The sequence below is a fragment of the Desulfurellaceae bacterium genome (assembly GCA_021296095.1).
Taxonomy (GTDB): Bacteria; Desulfobacterota; Binatia; order Bin18; family Bin18; genus JAAXHF01.
Genome location: JAGWBB010000071.1, coordinates 4870 through 9184, shown reverse-complemented (window position 1 = coordinate 9184; position 4315 = coordinate 4870). Strand labels below are relative to the sequence as shown.

Genomic DNA, 4315 nt, shown 5'->3' with positions numbered 1-4315 from the left:
GCGCCGTTCTGGTCGCTGGTCCACGACACCCAGCCAACCGTCCGGCGGTCAATGGTCAGGAAATCCCGACCCGGGTAGAACAGCTGGACGCCGGCCGCCTTGAAGCCGTGCAGCACGCTGCGGACGTGGCGGTTGAGGACTTGCAACGGTGCCAGGTAGAACGGATCGTCCGAGAAAAAGGCCGAGCGGTGGGGCAGGATCAGGGAGAAGTGGACAAAGCCGTGTCCGCTCGGTACGACCCGACCTCCGCTCAGGCGGCGGCTGACCGTCACCCGGTCGGTCGCGTTCAGGCGTGCGACGGCGTGATAGCGACCGAGCCGCACTACGTCGCCCGGGCAGGTGTACACGCGGAGGACGGCGGTGGTGTCCACGGTTTGCAGAAAGAACCGGTCGCTGGCCAGACTCAGGCCGGGCGAGATGTCTTCCTGGCTCACCACACGTAGCTTCATACGCGCAGCATACGGCAGGTGCCGAGGACCGGCAATGCGTCCGCCTCGACCCGGCGGTACTGGCTGCGTTTGTCCTCACCGAGTGGCTGCGTTTGAATCTAAATGCAGCCACTCGGAGCCAAACGCAGCCAGTACCTTCGGCAGTAGTTGATTGACTTTCGCCTGGTGGCAGCCTATGCTTTGCGCCATGAAAACAATGACTTAACATACAAAAAAACCCGACACTCAAAGCGCCGGGCCATTTGCCATGCGAGATGCACGGGGAAGCGAATAAGCAACCCTCCCCCCAGCATCCCGTATGGCAGGAGTCAACGTCATGCGGGAAAAATTTCCCCTTCACTGTTTCTCTGCCAACCGGGGGCCACCACCCCTGGCTTGGCATTCGTGCGTCCGTTCAACCCATAACGCGCGGTTCTGTTCCCAGCAGAGCCACCGCAGATTGACAGGAGTTACTATGTCGAACTCTAGCAAAATCGACCCGCGAACCCAACACACCCTGGCGACCATGCGGGCGCTCCACCGTTTCTTTCAACGGAACGTGGACTATGCGAATCGGGCACAGAATGAGCCGTTGCGGTTGGTCGCAATGGATAGAGCACGGCAAACGAGAGATTTGATCCGACGAATAGAAGGCAGCAACCCAGAAGGGAATTAACACTATGACAAACCAGCAAGCACTCATCCGTTATATTGGAGACACCCTCAGCGAGGGAGATGACAGATATGTTGTCAGCAATACGGGGCGCGACGGTGAAATCCGTGCGTTGCGCCAACTCTATAAAGATAAGATTATGGAGATCACCGGCCTTCAAGAGAACCATGCTGTTCAACAACTGATGGCCGCCCTTGAGAGCGTTGGCCTTCTGACCATTATGTCATCCACTCTCACATATGGGTCGTCTCAGTATTCCGCTGTCGGATTGACTGAAGGGGGATGGAACGTTTATCGCTCCCTTCCCCCTGCCCCGTAATCTTAAACCATGAAATTCTGCCGGAGGAAGAGCGCAAAGGTATTTTTCTGTTTGAATGGGCGCTCTCACGATCCAAATGCAGCCACCCAAAACCGATAAAAAGGAAGAGCCGATCGAATCCCGGTATTTTCGCGAGTACTATGGGCACTACCAAGATTTTGTCAAAATGCTCACCCTCCTGTCCGGGGCCATTATTCCGGTGATTCTCACAGTGACGCAGCACGTCACGCCGACTCCCACGCTCCTGAAATACGCGGTACTTGGGAATCTGATATCGTTTCTCGCCGGGCTGGGCTGTCTTCAAAGAAAAGCTATCGACCCCTTGGCCGAGTTTCCTCACGGTATTCGTCAGAACATAGAAACATTAGCAACCCTCCGGGAGTCTGGAATAGCCGGACTTTCGGAGTGGCGATTCCCAACCGCCACTGAGAGAGTCATGCATGGTATCCAAAAGTTATTTTTCGTCCTTGCGCTCATACCGATGGTGATTTACCTGCTGTCAAATTAAGACAGGACCGAAATGGAAATCAATCAGATACTACTGGTCATAGCCGGCTCCGTGAGCGCCATCCTTAGCGCCCTCATTACCGGTATCCTTGTCTCTCGGACTGCCCGCTCCTCATCAAAAGCCGAAGACGGGCGACAAAATAGGAATCGACAAACTATGGCGCTTGAAAAATTGTATGACCTACTTGAGGATCAGAGCAATGCGTTACGCGCTTATTGGGGGGTGCTAGAAAATCGCGTAACTGAGCGAGACCTTCCCCTTCCTCTTACAGAAGCATGGCATATTCTTCACGACAAACGATATGGGGCGAAACTGTGGGCCGCCCGAAACAGCGATATTATCCCCCCGATCAATAGATATGCGGAAACTATGGAAGGCTTGTTCAAGGATTTTCGAGTATTGCGAGATCATCCCAGAAGAGAGGAGGTAGACCGGAACCCTGCTATTCAGAAGTGTGACAAAGCTGCAAAGTATTTAGCCGAGGCAAAAATAAAAGTGATTAAACGCCTATCAGTAATAAACGGGACAGATAACTCAGACTATTGATATCCTGAGTCGCACAAACTTGACCTGGCAGCTAAACGCCGCCACTCCCCCCATTCAAAGGCAGCCACTCGGGACGACCTGAGTGGCCGCGTTTGACTGCCAGTGGCTTAATTCAGCCAGTACCGACCCGGCGGTGTTCTTTTCTCTGCCCCGGGCTTGTGCTAACCCTGAGCAGACAGCCATCCAGCCTGTCAGGAGGATTGAGACGCCATGGATGATTTATGGGACCGCGCCGAAGCATTACTGGCTGACGGCAAGTCGTTTGTCTTAGCGACGATTATTCGGACGCGTGGTTCTGTCCCGCGTGAGGTCGGGGCCAAGATGGTTGTGCCGCCCGAGGGGCAGCCGTTTGGCACGATAGGCGGCGGGTGTGGGGAGGGCGAGGTGCTGCGCCGGGCCTATCCGGTGTTGGAGCAGAATCTGCCGCCACGGATTGTCGAGGTCGACCTGACCGGAGATTTCGATCAGGACGTGATTCAGGTGTGTGGCGGCTTGATGGATGTGGCGCTCGACGTGTGGCGACCCGAAGAGCATCGTGAACTGGCCCATAGCCTGGCCGAAGCGACCCGGGCGCGTCGGCCAGCGGCTCTGGTGACGGCCCTGGATGCGGTCGGCGGCAGCCTCAGTCCGGGCGCCAAGGGGTGTCTGTCGGTGGGCCGTGGCGGCCCAGCTCTGAGCCCCGCCCTGTCGCTGGACCAGCCGCTGGTCGAGACCTTCAGCGCTTCCGTCAGCGATGGCAAGTCCCAGCTGTTTGCGGTCTCACCCCAGGGCCAGGCGGTGGAAGAGGTCGTCGCCCGTCGCCAGGACTGGCCCAAAGTCTTTGTTGACGTCCAGTCGGGCCAGCAGACCCTGATTATTGCCGGCGCCGGCCATATTGCCCAGCCGCTGTGCGAGATCGCTCACCTGATGGGTTTTCGGACGATTGTCGTCGATGATCGCTGGGCATTTGCCAATACCGAGCGCTTTCCCCACGCGGCCGATATCCGGGTCGGACCCTTTGGCCAGGTGCTGGACAGCCTGGAGATCAACGAGCAGACCTTTGTCGTCGTCGTCACCCGGGGGCATGTACATGACGAGGAGTCGGTGCGGGTGGCGCTGCACAAGACCCCGGCCTATATCGGCATGATCGGGAGCAAACGCCGGGCCAAGACCACCCTCGAACGCCTGGCCGAACAGGGCTTCAGCTCCACACCCCCATGGGTCTGGATATTGCGGCTGAGACGCCGGCCGAAATCGCCGTAGCCATTGCCGCCGAGATCGTCCGGGCGCGGCACCGCGGGTCGCTGGAGACGCTGTCCCTGGCCGCCAAGGCGCGGTCGAGCGGTCCGTTCAAGTTCGGCGGCTGAGCCCGTCCAGCCTATGATCTCGGGCATTCTTCTGGCCGCCGGCGAGTCGCGTCGTATGGGCTCGCCAAAGGCGCTCCTGGCCTACCAGGGCCAAACCTTTATTGGGCGGATTTGCACGGCTTTCCTCGACGCCGGGGTGGAGGAGCTGATCGTCGTGCTGGGCGCCTGGGAGGACCGGCTGCGGCCCGCCCTGCCCCGGCATCCAGCTCTGCGCACAGTCGTCAATCCGCACTATACCCAAGGCCAGCTGTCTTCTCTGGTGTGTGGGCTTGGCGCGCTGTCGCCCGATAGCGAGGCTGCGGTGGTGAATCTGGTTGACCATCCGCTGGTCAGGATGGAGACCATTGCCGCGCTTATCGCCTCGTTTCGGACTGATCGGCTGCCGATCATCATTGCCGCCCATCAGGGCAAGCGCGGCCATCCGGTGTTGTTCTCCCGCCAGGTCTATGCCGAGCTGCTGGCCGCTCCGCTTGATAAAGGCGCCAAAACGGTCGT

The 4315-nt window shown here is 58.5% G+C and carries 6 protein-coding genes and 1 pseudogene; 6 read left to right on the top strand and 1 reads right to left on the bottom strand.

The annotated features are described in order from the left end of the window. Nucleotides 1–449, bottom strand: a 449-nt coding sequence (locus tag J4F42_16055) for a hypothetical protein (GenBank protein ID MCE2487028.1), incomplete at its 3' end; no start/stop codon positions are given. 659 nt (nucleotides 450–1108) lie between these two features. Here J4F42_16055 and J4F42_16050 point away from each other — a divergent pair. The 6 genes and pseudogenes from J4F42_16050 to J4F42_16025 all read left to right on the top strand — a co-directional run bounded on the left by J4F42_16050 (nucleotide 1109) and on the right by J4F42_16025 (nucleotide 4313). Continuing rightward, nucleotides 1109–1420 (top strand): hypothetical protein, encoded by a 312-nt coding sequence (locus J4F42_16050; GenBank protein MCE2487027.1) that lies wholly within the window; start codon nucleotides 1109–1111, stop codon nucleotides 1418–1420. A gap of 55 nt (nucleotides 1421–1475) precedes the next feature. Then, entirely contained in the window at nucleotides 1476–1928 is a 453-nt protein-coding gene (locus J4F42_16045) for a hypothetical protein (protein MCE2487026.1), read from the top strand. Between the two features lie 156 nt (nucleotides 1929–2084). After that, the gene (locus J4F42_16040) at nucleotides 2085–2474 is read left to right on the top strand and encodes a hypothetical protein (GenBank protein MCE2487025.1); all 390 of its coding nucleotides are present in this window, start codon (nucleotides 2085–2087) and stop codon (nucleotides 2472–2474) included. A 210-nt stretch (nucleotides 2475–2684) separates the two neighbouring features. Further along, the gene (locus J4F42_16035) at nucleotides 2685–3716 is read left to right on the top strand and encodes an XdhC family protein (GenBank protein ID MCE2487024.1); all 1032 of its coding nucleotides are present in this window, start codon (nucleotides 2685–2687) and stop codon (nucleotides 3714–3716) included. Further along, nucleotides 3671–3820, top strand: a complete 150-nt coding sequence (locus J4F42_16030; GenBank protein ID MCE2487023.1) for a hypothetical protein — start codon at nucleotides 3671–3673, stop codon at nucleotides 3818–3820. The genes J4F42_16035 and J4F42_16030 overlap by 46 nt, the downstream gene beginning before the upstream one ends. A 55-nt stretch (nucleotides 3821–3875) precedes the next feature. Further along, nucleotides 3876–4313 (top strand): annotated as a pseudogene (locus J4F42_16025) (nucleotidyltransferase family protein). The last annotated feature ends 2 nt before the right edge of the window (nucleotides 4314–4315 follow it).